Origin of the sequence: Mycobacterium farcinogenes (genome assembly GCF_019739075.1) — a bacterium.
GTDB lineage: Bacteria > Actinomycetota > Actinomycetes > Mycobacteriales > Mycobacteriaceae > Mycobacterium > Mycobacterium senegalense.
The window spans coordinates 6,274,412-6,300,411 of record NZ_CP081673.1; the positions used below are offsets into that span (position 1 = coordinate 6,274,412).

The following is a 26,000-nucleotide window of genomic DNA, read 5'->3' on the forward strand; positions in this document are numbered from 1 at the left end:
GGTGGCCCCCGATGCCCGATGGCGAGCTCACCGACATCTTCGACGGTGTCGACGCCGAGATTCCAGGGGCCCTCGCCGAGCATCTGCGTACGGTCGAGCTGATCGACCATCACGTGCACGGCTGCTTCGACCGGCCGATCGACCGGGGCACCTTCGAAGCGTCCCTCAACGAGGCGTCGACCGACCCGGTGCCCGGTTTCATGACGCAGTTCGACTCACCGCTCGGGCTGTCGATCCGCCGCTGGTGCGCCCCGCTGCTCGGCCTGCCCGCGCATGCCGGTGCCGACGAGTACTGGGGCCGACGCAGCCGGCTGAGCCCGGCCGAACTGACCCGGGTGTTTCTGCCGCCGGCCCGGATCGGCCGGTGGATCGTCGATACCGGTTTCCACGGCGCGGCACTCACCACCCCGCAGCGTCTCGGTGAGCTCAGCGGCCGGCCGTCGTCGGAGATCCTGCGGCTGGAACGGTTGACCGAGCAGCTCCTGGAATCCGGGACCCCGGCAGCCGATTTTCCCGACGCCTTCCGCGCCGCCCTACAGGAAGCGGCGGGCTCGTCGTCGGTGGTAGGCACCAAGACCATCGCCGCCTACCGCACCTCGTTCGACATCGACTGGTCGCGTCCGACCGATGCAGTGGTGGCCGAGCAGGCAGGCGAACTTGCCGCCCGCGCGACGATTCGGGTCGACAGCCCGGTGCTCGTGGCCTTCGGCATATACGAGGCCACCGATCTCGGACTGCCACTGCAGGTGCATGTGGGGTTCGGCGACCGCGATCTGGACCTGCACCGCACCGATCCCATGTTGCTGCTGCCGCTGTTGCGCGCGATGCCCCCGGTACCCGTGCTGTTGCTGCACTGCTATCCGTTCCATCGGCAGGCCGGCTATCTGGCCCAGGCCTTCGACAACGTGCATTTCGATGTGGGCCTGGCCGTCAATCACCTCGGGACACGATCGACCGGCCTGGTCGCCGAGGCTCTGGAGACGGCGCCCTTCGCCAAGCAGCTGTACTCGTCAGATGGTTTCGGACCGCCCGAACTCCATCTGCTCGGTTCGGTGCTGTGGCGACGCGCCATGGGTGTGGTGCTGGGCGGGTGGGTACGGGCCGGCGATTGCGGCGAGTCCGACGCGATCCGCATCGTGGACATGCTCGGCGTGCACAACGCCGAGCGGGTCTACGCGCTGTGAATCAGCAGTGCACTCCGCCCTTGGCGTCGACATTGCGCTGCACCGCGGCGTCGACGGCGGCCTGATTCAACTGGCCGTCGGCCAGTGCTTTCTCCAGCCCATCGAGCACTGCGGGCACTTCGTCGGTGGTGATCCACAGGGCGTTGTCGGCCCCGGCCTGCAAAGCCTTGAGCACCGCTGCCGCGACGCCGTAGCGCTGGTTGATCGCCGCCATGCTGGACAGGTCATCGGTGTAGATGACGCCGTTGAAGCCCGGGCCACCGTAATTGCCCGAGCGCAGCAGGTCGTATGCGGCGGGGCTGAGGCTGGCCGGATCGGATCCGGTCAGTCCCGGGACTTCGAGGTGCCCGACCATCACCGCGACGGGAGCCTGAGTGGTCAGGGTCCGGTACGGCACGAGGTCGTTGTTCTGCAGTTCGGCCAGCGGCGGCGTGGTGACGACGCCAGCGGTGTGCGAGTCACCCGAGCCGTGGCCGTGGCCGGGGAAGTGCTTGAGCACCGGCAGCACGCCGGCGTCGCGCAGTCCGCGGGCATACGCACCGGCGTACTCGGTCACCTTGGCCGGGTCGTCCCCGAAGGAGCGGTCACCGATGACGGTGTCGTCGGGGTCGGAGGTGACGTCGACGACGGGAGCGAAGTCGACGGTGATGCCGAGGCCCCGCATCTTCTTGCCGCGCTCCAGCGCGATGCCGTACACCTCGTCGACGGATTTGGTCTGGGCCAGCACCCGCGCCGACGGCTGCTCACCGATCAACGAGGCCAGCCGCGACACCCGGCCGCCTTCCTCGTCCACGGTGACCGCGAGCGGCACCGGGCCGGCCGCCGAGATGTCGGGCAGGGACCCGTCGCTGAGCATCGACAGGTCGGTCCAGCTGCCGATCATGATGCCGCCGACGTGCTGCTCGGACACCACGGAGCGGGCATCGACCGCGTCTTTGACGCCGACGGTCAGCAGCTGGGCCAGTTTGTCGCGGGGCGACAGGGCGGCCACGTCGCAGACCGGGGCCGCCGGCATCGGCGCGTGGGTCGACAGCGGCTTCGTGTCCGAAGATTGAGGCTCAGGGGCCGGGGTGCTCGGAGAGCAGGCCAGCAATAGCCCGGACAACGCTGCGAAGGTTGCGACGAGACGCGGTGAAGCCATGGGCCCCGACCTTAGCCGCTGAATAGGCGGTAATCGATTCTCTGCGTGTCGACCCAGGTCCACCTCACCCGGATTCGGGGCACGCCCGTGCTAGGTTGGCCGGGTGAACCGGTTCGTCATCCCCTCCGCGGCCAGCGTTGTGGTCGGCCTGCTGTTGGGAGCGGCTGCCGTCTTCGGTGTGACGCTAATGGTGCAGCAGGACACGAAGCCTCCGCTGCAAGCGGGCGACCCGGCGTCATCGGTGCTCAACAGGGTCGAGTACGGCGACCGGTCGTAGCTTGGATGTGCCGCTAACGCGGCGGGCGCTCGATGCGCCACTGTCGCGGCACTGGTTGTGGGTGGTCGCCGCGGCGACACTGCTCCTGACTTTCGCCCAGTCGCCCGGAGAGATCTCACCCGATACAAAGCTCGACCTGACCGCGAATCCACTGCGGTTCCTGGCGCGCGCGTTCAATCTCTGGAACAGCGATCTGCCGTTCGGGCAGGCGCAGAACCAGGCCTACGGCTACCTGTTTCCCCACGGCGCCTTCTTTCTGGCCGGGGACCTGCTCGGCGTTCCCGGGTGGGTGACCCAGCGCTTGTGGTGGGCCCTGCTGTTGACCGTGGGCTTCTGGGGCGTGGTGCGGGTCGCCGAAGCACTGGGCATCGGCAGCACCAGCTCACGCGTGCTCGGTGCGCTGGCATTCACGCTGTCACCGCGGGTGCTGACCACGCTCGGGGCCATCTCGTCGGAAACCCTGCCGGTGATGCTGACGCCGTGGGTGCTGTTGCCGATCATCCTGGCGTTTCGCGGGGACCGGAATCTACGCCTGATGGCGGCCCGCTCGGCGGGCGCGGTGGCGCTGATGGGCGCGGTGAACGCGGTCGCGACATTGACCGGCTGCCTGGCCGCGATCATCTGGTGGGCCTGTCACCGGCCGAACCGGCTGTGGTGGCGGTTCACCGCGTGGTGGTTCGGCTGCACGGCACTGGCGGTCGCCTGGTGGGTGGTGGCGCTGGTGATGCTGGGCCGGATCAGCCCGCCGTTCCTGGACTTCATCGAATCCTCAGGCGTCACCACCCAGTGGATGTCGCTGACCGAGATGCTGCGCGGTACCCACACCTGGACCCCGTTCGTGGCCTCGACCGCCACGGCGGCGACCTCGCTCGTGACGAGCACGGTCGCGGTGCTGGCCACCACCTTGGTGGCCGCCGCCGGGCTGGCGGGCCTCGCCCTGCGCTCGATGCCCGCTCGGGGCCGGCTGATCACCATGCTGTCGATCGGCGTGGTGTTGCTGGCGCTGGGCTATTCCGGGGGACTGGGCTCTCCGGTGGGAACGGCCGTTCAGGACTTCCTCGACGGAACCGGCACGCCGCTGCGCAACCTGGCCAAGCTGGATCCGGTGTTGCGACTGCCGCTGGCGCTGGGCCTGGCGCATCTGCTGGGCCGAATTCCGTTGCCGGGCAGCGCTCCTCGCGCGGTGTGGGTCCGGGCGTTCTCCCGGCCCGAACGTGACAAACGGATCGCGGTGGCGATCGTGGTGCTCGCGGCCCTGGCGGCCGGGACCTCGCTGGCCTGGACCGGCCGCATCGCCCCGGCCGGAACCTTCACCGCGATCCCGCAGTACTGGCACGACACCGCCGACTGGCTCGACGAGCACAACACCGAGCGGGGCCGGGTGCTGGTGGCCCCGGGTGCGCCGTTCGCCACCCAGACGTGGGGTAACAGCCACGATGAGCCGTTACAGGTGCTCGGGTCCAGCCCGTGGGGTGTGCGGGATTCGATCCCGCTGACCCCGCCGGAGACGATCCGCGCCCTTGATTCGGTGCAGCGGCTGTTCGCCGCCGGCCGGCCCTCCGCGGGGCTCGCCGACAGCCTTGCGCGCCAAGGCATTTCGTATGTGGTGCTGCGCAACGACCTGGATCCCGACGTGTCCCGGTCGGCCCGCCCGCTGCTGGTACACCGGTCGATCGACGGCTCCCCCGGGCTGACGAAGGTGGCGGAGTTCGGCGCCCCGGTGGGTCCGGGGACGCTAGAGGGCTTCGTCGCAGACAGCGGTTTGCGGCCGCGGTACCCCGCCGTGGAGATCTACCGGGTCGACGCCGGCGGGACGAACCCGGGCGCGCCCTATCTCGTCGACGCCGACGCGATGACCCGAGTCGCCGGCGCCCCCGAGGCGCTGCTGCGACTCGACGAGCGACGCCGGCTGGACCGGCTGCCGCCGCTGGGGCCGATGCTGCTGGCCGCCGATGCCCAACGGGCCGGCCTGCCGGTACAACCGCCCGGGTCCGCCGGCGTGATCGTGACCGACACCCCTACCGCGCGGGAGGTCGACTACGGCCGCGTGGACGACCATGCCTCGGCGATCCGCACCCCCGACGACGCCCGCCACACCCACAACCGGGTGCCCGACTACCCGGCCGGTGGGGCCGCGCCGGTGTACGGCAAGTGGAACGGCGGACGCATATCGGTGTCGAGTTCGGCCGCGGACTCCACCGCCCTGCCCAACGTGGCGCCGGCCACCGGACCGGCCGCGGCCATCGACAACGACGGGTCGACGTCATGGGTGTCGAATGCCTTGCAGGCCGCGGTCGGCCAATGGCTTCAGGTCGATTTCGATCATCCGGTCACCAACGCCACCCTGACCATCACCCCCAGCGCGACCGCCGTCGGCGCCCAGGTGCGCCGTATCGAGGTGGCCACCGCGACCGGCACCAGCAGCCTGCGTTTCGACACCGCCGGTCAGCAGTTGACCGTGCCGCTGCCGGTCGGCGAGACCCCGTGGGTGCGGATCACCGCGGTCGCCACCGACGACGGCTCCGCCGGGGTGCAGTTCGGCATCACCGACCTGTCGGTGACCCAGTACGACGCGTCGGGATTCGCTCATCCCATCAACCTGCGCCACACCGTAGAAGTGCCCGCACCTCCGGCCGATTCCGTTGTCGCTCAATGGGATCTGGGAACCGAACTGCTGGGCCGGCCAGGATGTGCGGACAGTCCGGTCGGGGTGCGGTGCGCCGCGGCGTTGGCGTTGGCATCCGAGGAGCCGGTCAACCTGAGTCGCACGCTGACGGTGCCGGCCCACACCGAAGTCGAGCCGACGGTGTGGATCCGGGCGCGCCAGGGTCCCCAGCTGGCCGATCTGGTCGCCCAACCGGGGACCACCCGGGCCTCCGGTGATGCCGACCCGATCGATGTGCTCGGTTCTTCGTATGCGGCCACCGACGGTGACCCGCGCACGTCGTGGACCGCTCCGCAACGCGTCGTCCAGTTCAAGGCGCCGCCCACGCTGACACTGAAATTGCCCGCCCCGACCGAAGTCGGCGCTCTGCGGATCGATCCCGGCGCCAACCAACCGCCGGCGCACCCGACGCTGGTTTCGATCGACCTCGGCGACGGCCCGCAGGTGCACAAGCTGGCGGGCAACGGTGACGTCCAGACGGCGAAGCTCAAACCCCGGGTGACGGACACCATCACGGTGTCGTTGCTGGCGTGGAACGACATCATCGACCGCACCTCGCTGGGCTTCGATCAGCTCAAGCCCCCGGGGCTGGCGGAACTGACGGTGCTCGACGTCCGCGGCAAGCCAGTCGCCGCGGCCGATTCGGCCGCCAATCGCAAACGGACAGTGTCACTGCCGTGTGGGAAGGGGCCGATCATCGGCGTGGCCGGCGAGTTCGTCCAGACCGCGGTGCGCACCACCGTGGGAGCCCTGCTCGACGGTGATCCAATTCCGGCCCAGCCATGTCGGACCGATCCGATCGCGCTGCCCGCCGGGCAACAGGAACTGCTGGTCAGCCCTGGCGCGGCGTTCGTCGTCGACGGCGTTGTGCTCAACACCCCTGCGTCAACCCAATTGCGCACGGCGACAACGTCTCCCGTCGAGACTCCGGTCTGGACTCCGGACCGGCGCCAGGCCGAGGTACCCGCCAGCACGCACACCCGGGTTCTGGTGGTGCCCGAAAGCGTGAACCCGGGCTGGCTCGCCCGTACCGCCGGCGGTGCCGAGCTGACCCCGGTGAAGATCAACGGCTGGCAGCAGGGCTGGGTGCTCCCGGCCGGCGGCGCCGACACCGTGACGCTGTCGTTTCCCACGAACCGGCCATACCGCCTCGGGTTGATCGGCGGGCTCGCCCTGCTGCCGGTGCTGGCGCTGCTGGCGCAGTGGCCGGCCCGTCGCCGCAGTCCCGATCTCGAACCCGTGCGGCCGTGGCAACCGTCCCCGTTGCTCGCCGGGGCGGGGGTGCTCGCGGTGGGGGCGGCGATTTCCGGACTGCCCGGATTGCTGGTCGCCGGTGCCGCACTGGGGTCGCGCTATCTGCTGCGCGGTCGTCAGCGGTGGTGCGAGAGGCTGACCGTGACAGTGGCGGCGGGCGGTCTCATCCTGGCCGGGGCAGCGCTGAGCCAATACCCGTGGCGGTCGGTCGACGGCTACGTCGGGCACTCGCCGTGGGTGCAGCTGGCGGCGCTGCTGTCGGTGGTATTCGTAGCGGCGTCCGCAGTCACCCCTGAGCTGGGCGTGCGCCGCCCGAAGCCGCAGGATTCCGCTTAGCTGTTGACAACACAGGTATGCAGTACTTACGGTACCGGCACGCGTGGCGTAGTCCCGGAAACACTTTGCTGTGCGAGGCATCGCAAGTTGTCGACCTGGATTGCGCCCGACTGGATGCAGTAACTAACTACGCAGTCAGTTGGGCGGGCTGAGCCGCAGGCTTAGCTGTGTTCGCGTGACTGCGCACTAAGTGGTGCGCACGGCGTGCGGTGTCGGCGACTGAGGGGTTCGCCGACACCGCACGCTCGCGGTCTACGCGGTCGCCACCAAAGCGCGTGCATCCTCGTCGGCGAATGTGTCCTCCAGCGTCAGCGGTGAGTAGTCGAGGTCGATTTCTTCGAGTGGGCGTCCCCTGGCGCTGCTGATGGTGCCGAATCGGCGCATGCCCTTGTCCGCGGAGTACTGCATGAACTCGTCCTGCACCAGACCGAACGGGATGTCCGGGGCGTAGAGCGCGAAGCCTTCCTCGGTGAGGCGCAACGCCAGCGGGATGAGCTCGTTCATCCGGTTCTCGAAGACCGTCCAGTTGGCGTCGTCGGCGGCGACGTGGCGCCGACAGGTGAAAGTGCCCCATGCCATGTGGCGACGCTCGTCGTCCCCGATCCGCCGGACCAGTTCCTGCATCCCTGGCAGGATCGCGCGGTCGACGCAGATCTTGTGCCACGCGTAGTAGCCGGTGAGCGCCAGCATGCCTTCGACGATGTGGTTGTAGGTGACCGACGCGCGAACCTGCGCGGCCGGCGACGGGTCGGAGTACAACGCGTCGAGCGACTCCGGCAGCTCCTGGTAGAACACCTGCCGGTAGGCCGGAAGGTCGTCGAAGTAGTTGTGCAGATCCTCGGTGATCCCGACGGCGTCGAGCCACATCCGGAACACCTGCGTGTGCTTGGCCTCCTCGAAAGCGAACTGCGTCAGGTACATCTCGTCGCCCAGCCGGCCCTCGGACCGCATCGCGCTCATGAACGGCTGAATGTCCTTGGTCACCGCCTCCTCTCCGGCGATGAACTGCGCACACAGCCGGGTGGCGTACTCGCGTTCCCGGTCCGTCAACGCCTCCCAGTCCTCCCGGTCCCGGGAGAAGTCGATGTCCGCGGGATTCCAGAACTTCGCGTTTCCGCCGGCGAACAGACGCAACGGCACGCTGTCCCAGTTGAGCCCGCCCTTGGCCAGTGAGCCGAATTGATTGTGTGACATGGGAATTGACCTCCTCAGCCCGGGTGGGCAGCTTCGGTGGGCGTCGGGATGTTGGGTACCGCGAATGCGGCCGCCAGCACCGCGACGAGTCTGCGCACGGCCAGTGCCGGCTGCTCGGGGCTGGGCTCGTCCAGGCCCAGGATCGGATCCATCCCGCGCACGTACGGTGCGAGCGCCAGATGCGGAAAGATCATCAACAGCAACGAGATCAACGCGCCGGTGTCGGCATCCGCCCGCAGGTCACCACGGGCCTGGGCGGCCTGCACCAGGGGCCGCAGCACCTCCAGATAGTGACGGTGGATCACGGTCCGCACGCTGACCCGGGCCTCGGTGTCGACCTCGAAGCTGGCCGCGGCATGCAACGATCGGTCCTGGGGATGATCGGCGAAGTAGGCCACCCAGTCGTCGAGCAGGTCGGTGAGGAACTCGAAGAACGGTCGATCCGGGTCGAGGATGCGGATGCGCTCCTCCATGTAGCCCCGCACACGCTGACTGCCGATGTCAGCGATGAATGCGTACAGATCGCGCTTGTCCGCGAAGTACTGGAACAGACTGCCTTTGGCGACGCCGGCTTTGCGGGCGATTGCGTTGAGGCTGCCGCGGGAGTATCCGTGCGCCCCGAATTCCGCCTCGGCGGCTTCGACCACCGCGGCTCTGCGCGCGGGATCCAAACGTGCCCAGGTGACTGTCGGCATCTGACTCTCCAGCCTGTATGACCACTGGTCATATTACTGTGATGGGCCTCACAGTCAAGGAGTCTTCACCGCGATCAGATGGTGCGAGACGGGCTCACCCTCGACCCAGCGCTCGACCGCCTGCTCGATGAGCAGGTCGTTACTCGTCAGCCTGGTGCGATGCTGGCGCAGATGCTCGTCCCAGGACCGCACCACGAACGCCTCGACGAAGACGCGTTCGCGCTCCACGGCCCGGAACAACCGCCATTGCGTGGCCCCGGTGCGCTGGCGCGACCGGCCCAATACGCCCATCGCAGCGAAGAACTCGGCCTCCTGCTCGGGCGCCACCCGGTAGGAAGTCAGCACCAGGACCGGACCGTCGGGCGGCTCCGGTTCGAACACCAGGGCCGGTTCGGGCCAGTGCGCCGAGGGCGTCATATCGAGATCGCCGGTCCGCGCGTGCAAGGGCCACCACCACGCCGACACCGCGCAGAACACCAGCAGGCCGGCACTGATCAGCAGCGCGGTGACGGTGGACGTGCCGCCGGCGACCAGGCCCCACACCAGAGAGCCGATGGCCTGACCACCCATGAACGTCAGCTGATACACCGAGAGCCCGCGGGCCCGGACCCAGGCGGGCAGGCTCAACTGCATGGAGGCGTTCAGCGTGGACAGCGCCAGCAGCCAGGAAGTGCCGCCGAGGACGAGCGCCGCCAGGACGATGCCGAAATTGTGCACCAGGGCCAGAACCGCGGTGGCACCGGCGAATCCGAGCGCGGCGACGATCAACAACGTGTTCAGGCCGAAGGCGAACTGCAAGCGCCCCAGGACGAGTGCGCCCAGTACCGCCCCGACTCCGAGCGCACCCAGCAGCAGCCCGTAGCCGGAGGAGGTCAAACCCAACTGCCTCTCGGCGATGACCGCCAGCAGGCCCCACAGGGCGCTACCCGGCGCGATGAACAGCACCGCCCGCAGCAGAATTCGCCTGATGATCGGCGACCTGCGAATGAACCGGCCACCCGCACCGAGTGCCGCCAACGGCCGCTCGGCAGGCAACAACTGTTCGGTGGGAGGCCGGCGCCAGAGCAACAGCACCACGACGATGCCGACGAACGAGACCGCGTTCAGCGTGAACACCAGCGTCGGGCCGGACAGCGACACCAGTGCGCCGGCGATCGCCGGGCCGATCGCCCGGGCACCGTTCATACTCATACTGCCCAGTGCGGCCGCAGCGGGAATCTGTTCGCGAGGAACGAGGTCCGGCTGAATCGCCTGCCAGGCCGGGGCGGTCAGCGCCTGCCCGCAGCCGATCAGGAACAGCAGGGTCAGCAGCACTGTCGGGGTGGCCAGTCCGGCACCCGTCAAAGACGCGAGCGCGGCCACACCGGCCGTCATGGCCCCCTGCGTGGCGAGCAGCAGCCGGCGCCGGTCGACGAGATCGGCGAGCACGCCGGACGGGAGCGCCAGCAACATCACCGGCAGCGTGGTGGCGGTCTGCACCAGTGGCACCAGTACGGGCGCACGCGGATCCCCGACCAGCATCCACTGGGCTCCCACCGTCTGCATCCAGGTGCCGAGATTGGAGACGAACTGGGCGATCCACAGTGCGCGGTAAATCGGCGACGCCAGCGGCGCCCACGTCGACGTTGCAGTGACGGCCATCTGCCTGATGCTGCCAGCGCTCCTGCGGCATAGTGAGGACATGGCTGAAGTCCGCAACATTCCCGAAGCGCGCCATTACGAGATCACCGTCGACGGCGAGCATGCCGGCTTGGCGGCCTATACCGATTCCGGCGATCAGCGCATCTTCTATCACACCGAAATCGACGACAAGTTCGGCGGCCAGGGCCTCGCCGGTGAGCTGGTCTCGGCCGCACTGACCGATGCCCGCGCAGCCGGCAAGCGCCTCGTCGCGGTGTGCCCGTACGTCGCCAAGTACGTGCAGAAGCACCACGACTTCGACGACGCCCTCGACCCGGTCACACCCGAGGCGGTGGCCGCGGCCCAAGCCGCCAACTAGGCCTTTCTGGCCGTCACCAAGAAGCCCGGCATCTGTGCGCGGCCTTCGGGCAGGGCCGCGTGCAACTGGGCCGGACGGATGCCGTCGACCTGCCAGTAACGCGAAACCTCTTCGCGCAGTTGCTCTTCGGTGAACTGAGTCGGACCGGGCCCGTCGTGCTCCCCGAACGCCCCGACGCCGAACGCCAGGATGTAGAACCGCGCACCGGGAGCAGCGGCACGGTACATCGAGCGCAGGTAGCCGTCGCGCAGCTCGTCCGGCAGGGCATGCAGTAGCCCGCTGTCGAAGATCGTGCCGAACCGCCCGTCGTACCCGGTGAGCGTCGAGATGTCGGCGGCCACGAACGTCGCGTTGGCCAGGCCGCGGTCCTCGGCGGCAGCGGCGGCGGCAGCAACAGCCGTCGGGCTCAGGTCGACGCCGACGACGGTATGGCCTCGCGCTGCCAATGCCAGCGCCAGCTCGGCATGGCCGCAGCCGGCATCGAGTACTTCACCGGCCACAGCACCCTCCGTGTCGATGATCGCGGCGTACTCCGGTTGCGGTGCACCGATGCTCCAGGGCGGGGTCTGTTGTCCGCGATAGGCGTCATCCCAGTCGATCCGGTGTGTCATGTCACCTGCTCCTTGTTTAGTTCAAATTTGTATTATATTGACTGTAGGCCGGGAATGAGGCTGTGACAAGGCGATGGTTCACACTGTTGCGATCTGAACTAGTTGCTCGATCGGAGGAACATGACGCGAGCGCTCTCCACCGCCCAGACGCGGGCCTGGCGGCCCTACATCGAGTCCAGCCTGAGACTGGAGACACTGCTGGACGAGCGCCTGCGGGAGACGACGGGCCTGGCCCTGATGGACTATCACCTGTTGATGTTGCTGGCCGGCGCCCCTGACCGCCGCCTGCGGATGAGCGAACTCGCCGAGAAAATGGTGTTCTCCCGCAGCCGGATCACCTACCAGATCAACTCGATGACCAAACGCGGTCTGGTGCTGCGCGAACCAGTTCCCGAAGACCGCCGCGGCTACCGCGCGGTGCTGACCGCCTCCGGCGCCGACGTGCTCCGCGAGGCCATGCCGTTGCACGCCGCGTCGGTGCGCGAACTGTTCTTCGACCACATCCAGCCCGGCGAACTCGACTGCATCGAACGGGTATTCACCCGGCTCCACAGCACCTTGCAGCACGACCGGAAACCCGACGACGAAAGGCAGACGTAATGACCTTCACCGCCGCCGAACTGGCCTATCTGCGCGAGCAGCCGATCGGCCGCCTGTGCACGATCGGCCGTGACGGGGACCCGCAAATCCGCCCGGTCGGTGTCCACCTGAGTCCGGACCGGAACGGCATCGACATCGTCGGCCACTCCCTCGCCTCGACGCAGAAGTGGCGCAACGTCGTCGGCAACCCGCAGGTGGCATTCATTGTCGACACGGTGCTCTCGGTGCGGCCACCGGACGCACGCGGCATCGAAATCCGCGGTACGGCAACGGCCTTGCCCGGAGCCGGCAGCACCGACGGCGGACTGTCCGGTGACATCATCCGTATCGTGCCGCGCCGCGTCATCAGCTGGGGGCTCGACGGCGCGGGCACCACCGCCCGCAACTGGGCCGAATCCCCACACGCGGCGGACCGACCCACCTAGCATCGGGCGCGTGCCGACAGTCAACACCGCTCACGGAGCCATCGATACCGCCGACCTCGGCGTCACGCTCATGCACGAGCACGTCTTCATCATGAGCAGCGAGCTCACCCAGAACTACCCCGAGTCCTGGGGTGACGACGCCAGCCGGGAGGCCGACGCGATCGCGCGGCTCACCGAACTCAAGTCCCGCGGCATCGACACCATCGTGGACCTGACCGTGGTCGGACTGGGCCGCTACATTCCGCGGATCGCCCGGATCGCCGCGGCCACCGACCTCAACATCGTCGTCGCCACCGGCTTCTACACCTACAACGACCTGCCGCTGACCTTCCACTTCAACGGACCAGCCGTGGGTCTGCCCGAACCGATGACCGAGATGTTCGTCCGCGACATCGACCACGGCATCGCCGACACCGGCATCAAAGCGGCGATCCTCAAGTGCGCCACCGACGAGCCCGGCGTCACCCCTGGCGTCGAACGGGTGCTGCGGGCCGTCGCGCAGGCCCACCGGCAAACCGGGGTGCCGATCTCCACTCACACCCACGCAGCCAGCCGGCGCGGTCTCGAACAGCAGCGCATCTTCGCCGAGGAAGGCGTGGACCTGTCCCGGGTGGTCATCGGTCACTGTGGCGACACCACCGACATCGGCTACCTCGAGGAGTTGATCGCCAACGGTTCCTACCTCGGCATGGACCGCTTCGGTGTCGACGTATTTCTCCCGTTCGAGCAGCGGGTCGCGACAGTGGCGACCATGTGCGAGCGCGGCCACGCCGAGAAGATGGTGCTCTCCCACGACACCTGGTGCTACTTCGACGCGTTGCCCGACGAGCTCACCGCCCAAGCCCTTCCGAACAGTCACTACCTGCACATCCACAACGACGTGTTGCCCGCCCTGCGGGAGCGCGGGGTGACCGAGGAGCAGATCACCACGATGCTGGTCGACAATCCGCGCCGGATCTTCGAGCGCAAGGGCGGCTACTGAGATGACCGACGCCATTCCGACGATCCCCACCCAGTTCGCGCAACTGGCCGACGCCGAGCCCGACCGGCCCGCGGTGACCTGCCAGGGTGTCACGCTCACCCGGGCAGAACTGGACCGTTCCACCAATCGACTCGCCCGGGCCTATGCCGAACTCGGTGTGCAACAAGGCGATTACGTCACCATCAGTTTGCCCATCTCGATCGGCTGGGTGCAGGCAGTCCTGGCCACCTGGAAGCTCGGTGCGGTGCCGCAACCCTTGTCACCCCGGCTGCCGGACGCCGAGTTCGCCGGGATCCTCGCACTACGTCCCCGAGCCCTGGTGGTCGGCCGCGACGCCGGCGAAACTCCTTGGGTTTCGGCGGATTTCACTCCCGATGCCGATCTGTCCGACGCACCACTGCCCGACGCAGTCTCGCCGACGTGGAAGTCGATGGCCTCGGGCGGCAGCACGGGGCGGCCGAAGCTGATCGAGGCAGGCGGCGACAGCCGGGTGCCCGCCCTGATCGGCGTTCCGCTGGGCGCCCAACCCGGTGACGTCACGCTGATGTCGGTGCCGATGAGCCACAACACCGGTTTCACCACGTTCGCCATCGCCCTGCTGCAGGGCCACCACCTCGTACTGATGCCGCGCTTCGACCCGGCCGAATTCCTGGCGCTGGTCACCGAGCACCGCGTGACGTTCCTGACCACCGTGCCCACCATCATGCAGCGCCTGCTGCCGGTGTACCGCGCCGACCCGAATGCCTTTGACCTGTCCAGCATTCGACGCTTCTGGCACGTCGGGGCACCCTGCCCGCCCGCGGTAAAACAGGCCTGGATCGACCTGCTCGGCCCGGACGCACTGTGGGAGCTCTACGGCGGGACCGAACTGCAGGCGCTGACCTTCATCTCCGGTGAGCAGTGGCTGCGGCATCCGGGTTCGGTCGGCGTGGTGGTGGCCGGTGAGATGAAAGTGCTCGACGACGACGGCACCGAATGCCCGCCGGGTGTGACCGGTGAGATCTACATGCGGCCCGGCCCCGGCAGTGCACCGACCTACCGTTACGTGGGCAGTACGGCCAAGAGCCGTGACGGCTGGGATTCCCTCGGCGATCTCGGGTACTACGTCGACGACGGCGAGGAGCGGTTCTACTACCTCAACGACCGGCGGGTGGACATGTTCACCGTCGGCGGCAAGAACGTGTACCCGGCCGAGATCGAAGCGGCGCTCGCCGAGCATCCCGACGTGCTGTCATGCCTGGTCGTCGGCGTACCGCACGAAGATCTGGGTCAGGTGCCGTACGCGCTGGTGCAGGCCACCGCGGACTCAGCCCTTGACGCCGCGGCGGTGCAAGACTTCCTGAGCGAGCGCCTGTCGGGCTACAAGGTGCCGGTCGACGTGGAGTTCGTCGACACCCCGTTGCGTGACGACGCGGGCAAGGCCCGGCGCACCGCGGTACGCGACGCGGTCATCGCGCGGCTGGGGCAGGCTCCGGCTCGTCGGTGATCGAGCTGTCCAGCGGCGGCACCGGGCGCTCGTTGCGGTACTCCCACCGCCGCAACGCTTCCCGGCACGGGGATTCGACCAGCGCATAGCTCACCGCGGCCAACGCGAAGCCGAACACCAGCGTCAGGATCAGCACCACCACCATCTGCCCGTTGAACAAGAACTCGCCGATCATCGGGAACACCATTGCCAGCGCGGCCAGATGCCAGACGAACAGCCCGTAGGACCAACGGCCCAGCGTGACCATCACCTTGTTGCCCAGAATCGGGTGCCCGGTGTCGGGGTGGTCGAGGACCAGTGGGGCCAGCAGTGCGCCCGCCACGATCGCGCCCATCGCGGTCTTCAGGGTCACCTGACCGACCGAGCCCGGGCGCAGCCCCTCCAGGCCGGCCAGCGGCGAGGCCGCGATCGCGAACGCCCCCGCGGCGATGACGCCCATCAGGATGCGGCGCCGGGCCAGCCGATGCACCCAACCGAATGGGCTCACCGTGAGTTCGGCGAGCACCATGCCGGCGGCGAACCACGAGAAGAACGCGGGCGGCCAGTTCCACGGGTTGAGCCCGGTGGTGCCGTCGAACGGAATGCGCACCCACAACAAACTCAGCGCCGCCACCGCGATGATGACGCCGATGCGGGCCCGCACGGGCAGCCGCCGCGCCAACATCGCGAGCACCGGCAACGCCAGATAGAAGCTGACCTCGACCGACAGGCTCCACATTTGCGTAAGGCCTGCCGTCAACGTCAGCGGGACATAGATCTGGGTCAGGGTGAGATTCGCCAGCCACACCGTCACATCGGCCTTGGCCTCGGGCAGCAGCAGGATGATCACCACGACGGCCACCACGTATCCGGGCATGATGCGCACGATGCGGGAGCGCAGGTAGTGCCCGGTGCGTGGGCGGGGACGCAGACCACGGGCGGCCGCGGCGTGGCCCCGCCACAGCAGAAAACCCGAGAGCGCGAAGAACACCGCGACGGCGAGGTCGAACCGGCCGAAGAACCGGCCGCTCACCCCTGTGGTGTGCCCGGTTTGGAAGGCCACGTGGGTGAGCACCACACCCATGGCCGCGCATGCGCGCATGCCTTCGACGGCCGGCAGGAAGCTGCGCGTTCCGCCGACCTGCTCCGGATCGTTTTCGGGATCCGACGCTGCCGTCGCCACGGCGACCAGTGTGCCGCGCGATGGCAACCCCGCCAAACTGCGGGTCAATGCACCCGCGGCGTGCCACCGGAGTAAGTAATGGCCTTAAATAGTGCTGTTAGGGTCGAACGGGTTTGCCTCACGACGAGTTGGCCCACACTGAAGGAGGCCCGGTTTGAACCGCGCAGTGGCGCTGCGTATCGCAGCATGCGGACTGATGGGGCTGGGTGCAGCCCTACTCATCGCCGCACTGTTGCTGACCACCTATACCAAGGGCAAGATCGCCAAGATCCCGCTCAACCTGGATACCAGCCTGGTCAGCGATGGCACCGCGACCGCTTTTGATCCGGAATCGCTGGTGGCCGAGAAGTTCTCCGTCGACCGCAACGTGCCGGTCGCTCTTCAACAGCAGGTCAGCGTGGAATCACCGTCCAACGCCGAGGTGGTGACGCTGCAGGTGGGCAGCACGCTGCGGCGCACGGACCGGCAGAAGGACTCCGGCCTGCTGTTGGCGATGGTGGACACCGTCACCATGAATCGAAGCTCCGCGCTGGCCGTGTCGAGCGACAACAACCCGGGCGGGGCCCTGCAGAAGCCGCGGGCCATCGAGGACGAGAAGCCGCCGACCAACGTCGCGCTCCCGCACGAGGGCCTGACCTACCGGTTCCCGTTCGACACCGAGAAGAAGACCTACCCGTTCTTCGACCCGATCGCGCAGAAGGCGTTCGACGCCAACTATGACGGCGAAGAGGACGTCAACGGGCTCACCACCTACCGGTTCATCCAGAACGTCGGCTACGACTCCGACGGCAAGCTGGCCGAGCCGGTGAAGTACTCGTCGCTGTACGAGGACGACGCGGACAGTTCGGTCACCGCCACCGCCGCGATGTGGGGCGTGCCCGGCGAACCCGACGAGCGGATCACCATGGACCGCTTCTACGCCGCGCAGCGCACCTTCTGGGTCGACCCCGTGTCGGGCACCATCGTCAAGGCCCAGGATCACGGCTACCAGTACTACGCGCGCGACGCGCTCAAGCCCGAGGTGACCTACGTCGACTACAAGGTCACCTACAACGAGGAGACGGTCGAGTCGCAGGTCGCGGCCGCTCAGGATGAACGGGACCGGGTGTCGCTGTGGACCCGGGTCCTGCCGATCACGTTCGCCGCGCTGGGCCTGCTGGCGCTGGTCGGTGGCGCCGTCGTGGGCTCGTTCGCGCTGCGCGCCGAGTCGACGCTGATCGATCCCGGCCTCGACACCGCCGACCACGGGTTCTTCAACACCCAGGGCTTCCAGGTGCCGGGCGCGGAGGCCAAGACCGAGAAACTGCCCGCACAGCGGCCGTCCGATCTACCGCCGGACCGGTAGATCTGCGTCTGCGCTCCGCCCTGCCGCCGGCTTATGCGCTGGCGCTGTCGTTACTGGTAGCCGGGCCCCTGCTGGGGCCCGGCTACCTGCTTTTGCGCGACGCTGTCTCAACTCCGCGGTCGCATCTGACCGACGCGGCGCTCGGGCTGAGCGAGGCCGCACCGCGGGCACTGCCGCAGGATTTCTTCGTCGCCGTCACCTCGGCCGTGATCGACGGCGGACTCGTGGTCAAGGTCTTGTTGGTGGCGGGGTTGTGGCTGGCCGGGTGGGGTGCCGCCCGGCTGGCCTCGGCGGCGCTGGAATGCGGTTTGCCCGGACAGTTCCTGGCCGCGACGCTGGCGATCTGGAACCCGTATGTGGCCGAACGGTTGCTGCAGGGGCACTGGAGCCTGCTGGTCGGCTATGGCTGCCTGCCCTGGGTGGCGGTGTGCGTGCTGCGCCTGCGCGCCGTGGGCGGCCCGATGTGGGGGCTGCTGTTCTGGGTCGCGCTGGCCGGACTGACGCCGACGGGCCTGATGCTGGCCGCCACGGTTGCGCTGGTGTGCGTCGCGGTGCCCGGCGACGGGTGGGCACGGCTGCGCGTGGCCGGGCTGTGTCTGGGAGCCGCGGTATTGGCCGCGACGCCGTGGCTGGTGGCCGCGGCCGTCGGGGGCGCGGTCTCCTCCCCGGACTCGGCGGCCGGGGTTCAGGCCTTCGCGGCCAGGGCCGAGCCGGGCCTGGCCACCCTGGGCAGCCTGGCCGGTTTGGCCGGCATCTGGAACGGCGAGGCGGTACCCGCCTCGCGCACAACACTTTTCGCGCTGGTCGCCACGGTGGTACTGCTCGGCATCGTGGCGTTCGGCCTGCCGCGGGTGCTGCGTAACCGCGCGGCGGTCCCGCTGCTGGTACTGGCCGGGGTAGCAGTCGTAATCCCGGCGGCGATGGCCACCGGTCCCGGGCTGGCGTTCGTCGAAGCGACGATTCGGGCCGTACCCGGCCTCGGCGTGGTGCGCGACGGACAGAAATGGGTGGCCCTGGCCATGCCGGGCTATGTACTGGCTGCCGCCGCCGCACCGGACACCTTGCGCCGGCTGCGAGTGCCCGTGGCCGCTTCGGCTGCGGTGGGCTGTGCGGCGCTGATCGCGGTGCTGCCCGACTTGGCCTGGGGCGTGGGCAATCAGATGCGCGCCGTGCAGTACCCGTCCGGGTGGGCCGCCGCAGCGACAGCGATCAACGACGACCCTCGCCCGGTGGTGGTACTGCCGCCGGACAGCATGCGGTTGTTCTACTGGTCCGGCACCGCGCCGGTACTCGATCCGCTGCCCCGCTGGCTGCGCGCCGACGTGCTGTCGACCGGAGACCTGGTGATCGGCGGGCGGGTGGTGCCCGGCGAGGGAAGGCGAGCGCGCGCGGTGCAGGAACTGCTGCGCTCAGGTGCCGACAGCCACGCCATCGCCGACGCCGGTGTCGGCTGGCTGGTGGTCGAAACCAACGGTGTACCAGCAGAACTGGATCTTCCGGCGGCGTACCGGGACGGCGATATCGCCGTGTACCGGATAGGCGGCGATCACCCGGCCTCACCTCACCGCGGCGTGTTGATCGCCGCACACCTGGTCTGGCTGGGGGTATTGGCCGCCGGTGCGGTCGGGATGGTGGTCGGTAGGTCGCGAGCGCGACGCCGAGAGTGACGCCGAGAGTGACGCAAACGTCGCCGGCGCCGGCCTGTGACGACGTGTGCGTCGCACTCGCGTCTCGGCGATTTACACCAGCCCGCTGATGTACTGCCCTTCGCGCACGGACCCGAGCACGGTCCGCATCGCGTCCGCACTGAGCCGCCACGAGAATTCGTCGCTGCGGGTCTGCGCCTTGCTTCCCAGCTGCACACGCATCACCGGGTCGCTCAGCAGCTGGCGGATCCCCGCGACCAGGCCTTCGCGGTCCTCGACCAACAGTCCGGTGACCCCGTCGACGATCGAGTCGGTCAGCCCGCCGGATGCCCGGTAGCCGATGGTCGGCACCCCGTGCTGGGCGGCCTCAGTGACGGCCAGGCCCCAGCCTTCTTTGCGCGAGGGCAGCACATGCACCCAACTCTGCTGCAGCACACGGTGTTTGGTTTCTTCATCGACGTGGCCGTGAAATGTCACCGAATCGGAGATGCCGAGTAATTCGGCATGCTCGACCAGGCGCCGCTGCCACCAGCCACCGCCGAGAATGTCCAGGTGCAGCCCTGGCACCTCCGCGCGCAGGGCGGCGACCGCCTCCAGCGCGTCTTCGATCTGCTTGTGCGGTACCAGTCGCGACAGCACCACGAGCCGCGGGCTGGTCGACCGAGGCAACTCCAGCGTGGGGCCGGGAGCCTCGTCAAGGCCGTTGCGCACCACAGCGATCCGGCCGGAATCGATCCCCAGCTCGTTGAGGTCGCGGGCCGAGGGCAGTGACACGGTGACGTACTGGTTGCGGCGGTGCAGCCGCGGGGAGAGCTTGGATTCGACGAACCAGCCGATGCGACCCTTCATCGGGCCGGCCACCGGCCACAGTTCCCGGTGGCAGTGGTGCACCAACACCGCGACCCGGCGACCGAACGCCAGCCGGGCCAGGAACGGCAGCCCGTTCTGGGTGTCGATGACGACGTCGGGCCGGACCTTGCGCAACGGTCCGAGGCCCACGCGGGCGGCCACCATGGCCAGCCCAGCCCAGATGTACACGCTGTAGGGTCCACCGGCCCTGTTGATCTTGACGCCGTCGATCACCTCGCGCCGGGCGGCGCCCGGGTACCGCGCGGTACGCAGCGTGACGTCGACGCCGTCGTCGGCCAGGCACGCGCCGATGCGCTGCAGATAAGCCTCGCTGCCGCCGCCCTGGGGGTGCCCGGTATCGCGCCAGCAGAGCAACAGGACGCTCCGCAAGCGAGGGTCAGGACGGGCAGACATCGTGTTGAGGGTACCGGTCAGTAGGTTGGGCGGGTGCAGCCCAGCGACATCTTGGCCCACTTCGCCCGCCGGGCAACCCTGAACCGGTCGGTGCGCCTACTCGCGCAGTTCCGCTTCGAGCAGAGCGAACCCGCCCGCTTCTACGGCGCGCTGGCCGCCGACACCGTCGCGATGACCACGGATTTGTGGACGGCGGCCACCGGCGAATCCGCCGCGGGACGCACCGTGCTCGACGTAGGCGGCGGTCCCGGCTACTTCGCCTCCGCATTCGACGCCGCGGGCATGCACTACATCGGCGTGGAGCCGGATCCTCGCGAAATGCACGCCGGGCCGGCCGGAGACGCCACGGAAGGCACCTTTGTGCGGGCTTCGGGGATGGCCCTGCCCTTCGCCGATGACAGCGTCGACGTCTGCTTGTCCTCCAACGTCGCCGAGCATGTGCCGCAGCCGTGGCGGCTGGGTAACGAGATGCTGCGGGTGACGAAGCCCGGCGGGCTGGTGGTGTTGTCCTACACCGTGTGGCTCGGCCCGTTCGGTGGCCATGAGATGGGCTTGACCCACTATCTGGGCGGAGCCCGGGCCGCCGAGCGCTACACCCGCAAACACGGCCATCGGCCCAAGAACGACTACGGCTCGTCGTTGTTCGCGGTGTCGGCGGCCGACGGCCTGCAGTGGGCCGCCGCCACCGGCGCGCTGATCGCCGCATTTCCCCGCTACCACCCGCGATGGGCGTGGTGGATGACTTCGGTGCCGGGGTTGCGGGAGTTCCTGGTGAGCAATCTGGTGTTGGTTCTGCGGCCGTCCTGAAACGGGTAACTGGAACAGGTTCTCGTTTTTCCGAAACCTAGGTAATGTGACGCCCATGACACAAAGCGCAGCCGCCATAAGGACGGAATTCGACAAGCTGTTCATCGGTGGCCAGTGGGTCGAGCCCTCGACCTCCGAGGTCATCGAGGTCTTCTCCCCCGCGACCGGCGAGAAGGTCGGCCAGGTGCCGCTGGCCGCCGAGGCCGATGTCAACGCCGCATGCGCCGCGGCCCGCAAGGCGTTCGACGAGGGCCCCTGGCCCCACATGTCTCCCGAAGAGCGCCAGGCTGTGCTGGCCAAGGCCGTCGAGCTCATCAACGCGCGGGCCGAGGAGTTCAAGCACCTGCTCAAGCTCGAGACCGGCCAGCCGCCGACCATCGTCGACATGATGCAGTTCGGCGCGGGCGTGTCGAGCCTGCAGTACTACGCCGGCGCGGCCGACAAGTACGACTGGAAAGACATCCGCGACGGCATCTACGGCCAGACGCTGGTCATCAAGGAGCCCATCGGCGTCGTCGGCGCCGTCATCGCCTGGAACGTGCCGTTCTTCCTGGCCTGCAACAAGCTGGGCCCGGCGCTGCTCGCCGGCTGCACCGTGGTGCTCAAGCCGGCCGGCGAGACCCCGCTGACCACCAACCTGTTCGCCGAGGTGCTGACCGAGGCCGGCCTGCCCGAGGGCGTGCTCTCGGTGGTGCCGGGTGGCCCCGAGACGGGCCGCGCCCTGACCGCCAACCCCGAGCTCGACAAGTTCACGTTCACCGGCTCCAGCGGCGTCGGCAAGGAGATCGGCAAGATCGCGGCCGAGAAGCTCAAGCCATGCACGCTGGAGCTCGGCGGCAAGTCCGCGGCCATCGTCCTGGAAGACGCCGACGTGGATTCCACGCTGCCGATGCTCGTGTTCTCCGGCCTGATGAACTGTGGCCAGGCCTGCGTGGGCCAGACCCGCATCCTGGCGCCGCGGTCGCGCTACGACGAGATCGTCGAGAAGCTCTCGGCCGCGGTGGCCGCCATGCCGGTCGGCCTGCCCGACGACCCGGCTTCGATGATCGGCCCGCTGATCTCGGAGAAGCAGCGGGACCGGGTCGAGGGCTACATCAAGAAGGGCGTCGAGGAGGGTGCGCGCATCGTCACCGGCGGTGGCCGCCCCGAGGGCCTGGATTCGGGCTGGTTCGTGCAGCCCACGGTGTTCGCCGACGTCGACAACTCGATGACGATCGCGCAGGAGGAGATCTTCGGGCCGGTGCTCGTGGTGATCCCGTTCGACGACGAAGACGACGCGGTGCGCATCGCCAACGACTCGCCGTACGGCCTGGCCGGTAGCGTCTACACCACGGACTTCCCGAAGGCCATCGAGATCGCGTCGAAGATCCGCACCGGCACCTATGCGGTGAACATGTACGCCTTCGACCCGGGCGCACCGTTCGGCGGGTTCAAGAACTCGGGCATCGGCCGCGAGAACGGCCCCGAGGGCATCGACGCCTACACCCAGGCCAAGAGCGTGCTGCTGCCGTTCGGTTACACCCCGGAGTAAAACCGCCGCGAGATTCCCCCGCGAACAGACGCAAATGTCCCGGAAAACCCTGGTTTTCCGGGACATTTGCGTCTGTTCGGCGAGGGACTCAGCGGGCGCGGAAATATGAAATACACCATAATTATGGGGCGAGACGGCGGCGCGCGGTGAACCTGTTCAGACGCAGTTCACCTGCTAGTCTCTTGTGCACAAGCATGCTCGTTGGATACTCGACACCATGCGAGGATTCCATCATTTCTATGGTGGATCACATAGAAGGGCGGTGCGCGATGTGGGTCGTTGAGCTCAACCTCGCCGGTCACCGGTTCACCCGTCGGGTCCGCACACCACACACCCCGGTGCGCCCCATCACGCCGCGGATGCTCCTCCGCTGTTCCTCGCAATTCCTGCATGACCGGGTCGCCTGACACCGCCACGAAGCCGCGAAACAAGCGCGGCTCAACCCGGGCCCGCATGCTCAGCAGCGCGGTCGAGGTGCTGCGTGAACGAGGCGCCGCAGGCGTCACGATCGATGAAGTGCTGGCCCGCAGTGAGGCGCCCCGCGGTTCGGTGTACCACCACTTCCCCGGTGGTCGTCGTCAGATTCTGATGGAGGCACTGCGATACGCCGGCGACAAGATCGGTGACGCCATCGGTGCCGAAAGTTCTGACAGCGCATGGAATCTCGTGGAGCGGTTCGTCGGATTCTGGGAGCACGTACTCGCGGGGAGCGATTTCGCCGCCGGCTGCCCAGTGGTGGCGGTCGCGGTCGCCGCACCGGACGAAGAGCCCGACCTCGCCGCGGCGGCCGCCGGCATTTTCGATCGCTGGCGAGCGGCCCTCACCGCCAACTTCATCGCCGACGGTTTCGACGAATCCGACGCATCGTCCCTGGCGGTCATGTGCATCGCCGCACTGGAAGGTGCCGTGGTGCTGTGTCGATCGTCGAGGTCGGTCGACCCGTTGCGCGACGTCGCCCGTCAGCTCGAATTCCTGATCAAGTCACGGGAATTCGTTCGCCGCAACGGTGTCCCGGGCGTCAGTCGGCCGGCGCCCTGACCCAGCGGGCGCAGACGAACTCACCGTTGGGCGCGGTTTCGGCCAGCACCCATTCAGAGCGGACCGGCAGCACCGGTGCCCCCGCTCCCAAAGTGCACGGCGCATAGCTGACGATCATCTCGTCGAGCAGCCCGGCCGTGACGAATTGGGCGGCAACGTCTCCCCCGCCGACCACCCAGACGTCCTTACCCGCCGCCGCCGTCACCAATCGGGTATGCAGTTCGCCGATGTCCCCGGCATGAACCTGGACCGGATGCCCGGCCATGACGATCTCCGGGCGGTGGGTGAGTACCCAGGTCGGCTGCTCGTACGTCCAGTCGTCGGGTTGATTCTTCACAATCCACTCGTACGTCGCCGACCCCATTGCCAGGGCGCCAATGGTTTTGATGAATTCGTCGTAGCCGAAAGGGCCCTGCTGGTCGATGTTTCGTGAGATCAGCCAATCCAGGCTGTCCTCGGCGTCGACGATGAAACCGTCCAGGCTCGATGCGGTGTAGTACACGGTCTTCACCGGTCAGTCCTTCCTCATCCATTCCAATGGGTCGCCCCGGTCGACCTCGACACCATGTCGGGCCAGCATGCCGCGCACCAGCGATCTCCGGTGCGCCGAGTACGTCAGCACGTGCGCGACGATCCCGTACAGCTGAAAGGATTCCGGCGGATCGCACAGCGCGTCGATCACGGTGTCCCCCAGCCGCCCTGCCGCCGAGTACTCCGATATCAGTGTGGTCCAGCGTTTTCCGATGACGTGGTGATGGGCCGCGAGTTGCTCGGCGGTCGCGTTGCGGGTCGTGTCGCGCGACGGAAAATCGCGACCCTCGATGGTCGCCAGCCAGACCTCTTTGGTCCACACGATCGCCCCGAGCACCGCGGCGACGCTGGGCTCGGGACCGTCCCAGTCGAGCACCACCTGACCCGGCGAAATGTCTTGGGCCCACTGCTGTTCGGAGAGACGGGCCGCGGAATCGATCAGGTACTGGGTATCGGCGACGTCGTGTACGAGCATGAACTGGGCGATATCCGGGCCCGAGGCCTCGCCCGAGTCGGCATCACACCACAACGACTGCGGCGGGTGAAAGTGAACGCCGTTGGGAGCAGTCAACCGAAACCCGACGTCGTCGGCGCGGGACGGCGGCACGCCGAAAGCCCGCCGGAACGCCCGGGAGAACACCTCGGCCGACGACCAGCCCTCGGCTGCCGCCACCTCCGCCACCCCGGCCCCCTGCTGCAACCGCCAGGCCGCCCGCTCCAACATGACCCGTCGTCGCAGCGCCGCGGGCGGTTCTCCGGTGAGCCGGCGCACCTCCCGGGAGAAGTGAAACTCCGAGGCGTAACTGCTGCGCGCCATGTCGCCGACGCCCGAGTTCTCGTCGTCGACGACGGCGTCGAGCAGTTCTCGAAGCCGATCACGTCGGTTCGGTTGGTCCTCCACGTCAACCGAGTATGGTCGGCCGCGACCCGCGGGACCATGACATTTCCTGCTGTGGTTACCCGAACACGCTCAGCTGTCCAGCACCTGCGCCACCCTGGCCTCGACGTCAACACCGGCGAGATCGGACAGATTGATGCCGAACCGCTCGGTGAGCGCATCGAGAACCTCTACGGCCGTGTCGAATCGGATCTTCTCGGTGCCATCGTGGTGATGGATCGCCAAGTTGCGGCCACGCAGATTGAACCTGGCGTCGTCGGTGACCAGCGCCGCGGTCAGGCCCACGACAAAGATCCCGCCAGGATGCGTTGACACATACCAGCTCCCGACTTCCAGATCGATCCGCGGCTGCGGCACGGCGGTGAACCGGTACAGCGCCTGCCACTGTCCCCGGACTTGGGCGGCCAGTTCGTATTCCGGCACACCTTGCGTGGCCACCTCCATCAGCCGGTAGGGCTCGTGGCGGGTCTGCTGCACCGCGCCGGTCTGCAGCCGGATCGGCGACGACAGCGTCTGCCCGCCGAAACCGACGTCGACCAGGAAGCGCCCGGCCTCTCCGGGAACCGTCACGGCCAGCACGTTGTGGGTGAGCGCGGGCAACGGTGCGTCAGGTTCCTTCATCCAGACCACCCGCCCGGCCAGCCGGTCGACGCCGTAACCCAACTCGTCGAGTGCATACCCGAGCAGGCCGTTGTGCTCGTAGCAGTAGCCGCCACGGCGCCGGGTGATCAGCTTGTCCGCCAAAGCCTCCGCACCGAGGTCGGCGACCGGGATGCCCAACAGCGGGTCGAGGTTCTCGAACGGGATCGAGCGGCCGTGCGCGGCGACAACGTTACGCAGCGTGTCCACATCGGCCGACACCGAACCCGTCAGACCGATCCGGTCGAAGTAGGCAGCGAGGTCTATTCCCATGACCGCCAATGATGCGGC

The 26,000-nt window shown here is 68.2% G+C and carries 23 protein-coding genes; 13 read left to right on the forward strand and 10 right to left on the reverse strand.

The genetic code is table 11. The annotated features are described in order from the left end of the window. The first annotated feature begins 11 nt into the window (after window positions 1-11). Window positions 12-1,184, forward strand: coding sequence for an amidohydrolase family protein (locus tag K6L26_RS29940; protein WP_221852328.1), 1,173 nt, complete (start codon window positions 12-14; stop codon window positions 1,182-1,184). A gap of 1 nt (window position 1,185) precedes the next feature. On the opposite strand, the gene K6L26_RS29945 is transcribed toward K6L26_RS29940, so the two are convergent. Then, window positions 1,186-2,325: a glycoside hydrolase family 3 N-terminal domain-containing protein gene (locus tag K6L26_RS29945; protein ID WP_221852330.1), complete on the reverse strand. Its 1,140-nt coding sequence runs from the start codon at window positions 2,323-2,325 to the stop codon at window positions 1,186-1,188. A 103-nt stretch (window positions 2,326-2,428) separates the two neighbouring features. Here K6L26_RS29945 and K6L26_RS29950 point away from each other — a divergent pair, with 103 nt between their 5' ends. Together K6L26_RS29950 and K6L26_RS29955 are read left to right on the forward strand one after the other, a co-directional pair. Continuing rightward, entirely contained in the window at window positions 2,429-2,602 is a 174-nt protein-coding gene (locus K6L26_RS29950; protein ID WP_019346098.1) for a DUF2613 domain-containing protein, read from the forward strand. Window positions 2,603-2,609: 7 nt separating this feature from the next. Then, window positions 2,610-6,857, forward strand: coding sequence for an alpha-(1->3)-arabinofuranosyltransferase (locus tag K6L26_RS29955; RefSeq protein ID WP_245008661.1), 4,248 nt, complete (start codon window positions 2,610-2,612; stop codon window positions 6,855-6,857). 252 nt (window positions 6,858-7,109) lie between these two features. On the opposite strand, the gene K6L26_RS29960 is transcribed toward K6L26_RS29955, so the two are convergent. From K6L26_RS29960 to K6L26_RS29970, 3 genes are read right to left on the reverse strand one after another with little or no spacing between them, the layout of a single operon-like run. Continuing rightward, window positions 7,110-8,051 (reverse strand): R2-like ligand-binding oxidase, encoded by a 942-nt coding sequence (locus K6L26_RS29960; protein ID WP_221852332.1) that lies wholly within the window; start codon window positions 8,049-8,051, stop codon window positions 7,110-7,112. A gap of 14 nt (window positions 8,052-8,065) precedes the next feature. Next, the gene (locus K6L26_RS29965) at window positions 8,066-8,746 is read right to left on the reverse strand and encodes a TetR/AcrR family transcriptional regulator (protein ID WP_047038833.1); all 681 of its coding nucleotides are present in this window, start codon (window positions 8,744-8,746) and stop codon (window positions 8,066-8,068) included. 54 nt (window positions 8,747-8,800) lie between these two features. Beyond that, complete coding sequence (locus K6L26_RS29970; protein WP_221852334.1) at window positions 8,801-10,387, reverse strand: MFS transporter; 1,587 nt, start codon at window positions 10,385-10,387, stop codon at window positions 8,801-8,803. 40 nt (window positions 10,388-10,427) lie between these two features. Here K6L26_RS29970 and K6L26_RS29975 point away from each other — a divergent pair, with 40 nt between their 5' ends. Then, a complete protein-coding gene (locus tag K6L26_RS29975) occupies window positions 10,428-10,745 on the forward strand; it encodes a GNAT family N-acetyltransferase (RefSeq protein ID WP_036392445.1) in 318 nt (105 codons plus the stop codon). Here K6L26_RS29975 and K6L26_RS29980 read toward each other — a convergent pair. Next, window positions 10,742-11,356 carry a class I SAM-dependent methyltransferase gene (locus K6L26_RS29980; RefSeq protein ID WP_221852335.1) on the reverse strand — a complete coding sequence of 205 codons (615 nt, stop codon included), beginning with the start codon at window positions 11,354-11,356 and terminating at the stop codon, window positions 10,742-10,744. The two genes, K6L26_RS29975 and K6L26_RS29980, sit on opposite strands and share 4 nt — an antisense overlap. A 120-nt stretch (window positions 11,357-11,476) precedes the next feature. Here K6L26_RS29980 and K6L26_RS29985 point away from each other — a divergent pair, with 120 nt between their 5' ends. Genes K6L26_RS29985 through K6L26_RS30000 form a run of 4 tightly spaced genes read left to right on the forward strand, consistent with a single transcriptional unit; the run spans window position 11,477 to window position 14,849 of the window. Further along, a complete protein-coding gene (locus K6L26_RS29985; protein WP_221852336.1) occupies window positions 11,477-11,956 on the forward strand; it encodes a MarR family winged helix-turn-helix transcriptional regulator in 480 nt (159 codons plus the stop codon). Next, a complete protein-coding gene (locus K6L26_RS29990; protein ID WP_221852338.1) occupies window positions 11,956-12,381 on the forward strand; it encodes a PPOX class F420-dependent oxidoreductase in 426 nt (141 codons plus the stop codon). Before K6L26_RS29985 ends, K6L26_RS29990 begins: the two co-directional genes overlap by 1 nt. A gap of 10 nt (window positions 12,382-12,391) precedes the next feature. Beyond that, complete coding sequence (locus K6L26_RS29995) at window positions 12,392-13,363, forward strand: phosphotriesterase family protein (RefSeq protein WP_019345100.1); 972 nt, start codon at window positions 12,392-12,394, stop codon at window positions 13,361-13,363. Window position 13,364: 1 nt separating this feature from the next. After that, the gene (locus K6L26_RS30000) at window positions 13,365-14,849 is read left to right on the forward strand and encodes an AMP-binding protein (protein WP_221852340.1); all 1,485 of its coding nucleotides are present in this window, start codon (window positions 13,365-13,367) and stop codon (window positions 14,847-14,849) included. Here K6L26_RS30000 and K6L26_RS30005 read toward each other — a convergent pair. Then, a complete protein-coding gene (locus K6L26_RS30005; protein ID WP_245008779.1) occupies window positions 14,812-15,930 on the reverse strand; it encodes an acyltransferase family protein in 1,119 nt (372 codons plus the stop codon). The genes K6L26_RS30000 and K6L26_RS30005 overlap by 38 nt on opposite strands. Before the next feature lie 235 nt (window positions 15,931-16,165). Here K6L26_RS30005 and K6L26_RS30010 point away from each other — a divergent pair, with 235 nt between their 5' ends. Together K6L26_RS30010 and K6L26_RS30015 are read left to right on the forward strand one after the other, a co-directional pair. Next, complete coding sequence (locus K6L26_RS30010; protein WP_036390480.1) at window positions 16,166-17,356, forward strand: cell envelope lipid trafficking protein PgfA; 1,191 nt, start codon at window positions 16,166-16,168, stop codon at window positions 17,354-17,356. Window positions 17,357-17,376: 20 nt separating this feature from the next. Continuing rightward, window positions 17,377-19,023, forward strand: coding sequence for an MmpA family trehalose lipid delivery protein (locus tag K6L26_RS30015; protein ID WP_221853497.1), 1,647 nt, complete (start codon window positions 17,377-17,379; stop codon window positions 19,021-19,023). A gap of 72 nt (window positions 19,024-19,095) precedes the next feature. On the opposite strand, the gene K6L26_RS30020 is transcribed toward K6L26_RS30015, so the two are convergent. Further along, complete coding sequence (locus K6L26_RS30020; protein ID WP_019345095.1) at window positions 19,096-20,265, reverse strand: glycosyltransferase family 4 protein; 1,170 nt, start codon at window positions 20,263-20,265, stop codon at window positions 19,096-19,098. A gap of 48 nt (window positions 20,266-20,313) precedes the next feature. Here K6L26_RS30020 and K6L26_RS30025 point away from each other — a divergent pair, with 48 nt between their 5' ends. The 3 genes from K6L26_RS30025 (at window position 20,314) to K6L26_RS30035 (ending at window position 23,641) form a co-directional block, all read left to right on the forward strand. Then, the gene (locus K6L26_RS30025) at window positions 20,314-21,072 is read left to right on the forward strand and encodes a class I SAM-dependent methyltransferase (RefSeq protein ID WP_412178236.1); all 759 of its coding nucleotides are present in this window, start codon (window positions 20,314-20,316) and stop codon (window positions 21,070-21,072) included. Between the two features lie 55 nt (window positions 21,073-21,127). After that, entirely contained in the window at window positions 21,128-22,603 is a 1,476-nt protein-coding gene (locus K6L26_RS30030; protein ID WP_047038811.1) for an aldehyde dehydrogenase, read from the forward strand. Window positions 22,604-22,993: 390 nt separating this feature from the next. After that, window positions 22,994-23,641: a TetR/AcrR family transcriptional regulator gene (locus tag K6L26_RS30035; RefSeq protein WP_036390484.1), complete on the forward strand. Its 648-nt coding sequence runs from the start codon at window positions 22,994-22,996 to the stop codon at window positions 23,639-23,641. Here K6L26_RS30035 and K6L26_RS30040 read toward each other — a convergent pair. From K6L26_RS30040 to K6L26_RS30050, 3 genes are all read right to left on the reverse strand, one after another. After that, a complete protein-coding gene (locus tag K6L26_RS30040) occupies window positions 23,622-24,152 on the reverse strand; it encodes a dihydrofolate reductase family protein (RefSeq protein WP_036390485.1) in 531 nt (176 codons plus the stop codon). The two genes, K6L26_RS30035 and K6L26_RS30040, sit on opposite strands and share 20 nt — an antisense overlap. A 3-nt stretch (window positions 24,153-24,155) precedes the next feature. Continuing rightward, window positions 24,156-25,073: a helix-turn-helix domain-containing protein gene (locus K6L26_RS30045; RefSeq protein ID WP_085142923.1), complete on the reverse strand. Its 918-nt coding sequence runs from the start codon at window positions 25,071-25,073 to the stop codon at window positions 24,156-24,158. 69 nt (window positions 25,074-25,142) lie between these two features. Further along, complete coding sequence (locus tag K6L26_RS30050; protein ID WP_085142925.1) at window positions 25,143-25,982, reverse strand: arylamine N-acetyltransferase family protein; 840 nt, start codon at window positions 25,980-25,982, stop codon at window positions 25,143-25,145. Window positions 25,983-26,000 lie beyond the last annotated feature (18 nt).